This is a genomic window from Pseudomonas sp. EA_5y_Pfl2_R50 (assembly GCF_963970475.1).
Lineage (GTDB): Bacteria > Pseudomonadota > Gammaproteobacteria > Pseudomonadales > Pseudomonadaceae > Aquipseudomonas.
In genome coordinates this window covers 1-513 of record NZ_CAXAPT010000122.1, presented here as the reverse complement: position 1 = coordinate 513, position 513 = coordinate 1, and the positions used below count along the sequence as shown (strand labels likewise).

At 65.5% G+C, this 513-nt stretch carries 1 protein-coding gene; it reads left to right on the top strand.

Annotated features, from left to right (window positions below; genetic code table 11):
• Window positions 1-513: cupin-like domain-containing protein (locus tag AACY19_RS27015; protein ID WP_339454555.1), on the top strand; the 513-nt coding region annotated here is incomplete at both ends.

The window sequence follows — 513 nt, the reverse complement described above, 5'->3', positions numbered from 1 at the left end:
ACACCTATCTCCCCGGCTTTCGTGCTGAAAACGATCTGGCCCTTCCACCCGAGGCGTTTGGCGGTGCCACGCCGCTGGCGAGCATCTGGATCGGCAATCGCACCACGGCGGCCACGCATTACGACATGTCGAACAACATCGCCTGTTGTCTGGTCGGGCGGCGGCGCTTCACGCTGTTCCCACCCGATCAGGTCGCCAACCTCTATCCCGGCCCGCTCGAGCCGACCCCCGGCGGACAGGTGGTCAGCATGGTCGATCTCCGTGCGCCCGATCTCGATCGCTACCCGCGCTTCGCCGCCGCGCTCGAGACCGCGCAGGTGTTCGATCTCGAACCCGGCGACGTGCTCGTCTATCCGGCCTTGTGGTGGCACAATGTCGAGGCGCTGGATGCCTTCAACGTGCTGGTCAATTACTGGTGGAATGCGGCCCCGCGCTTCCTCGACACGCCGATGACCACGCTGCTGCACGGCCTGCTCAGCTTGCGCGACCGCCCCTTGACCGAAAAGCAGGCGT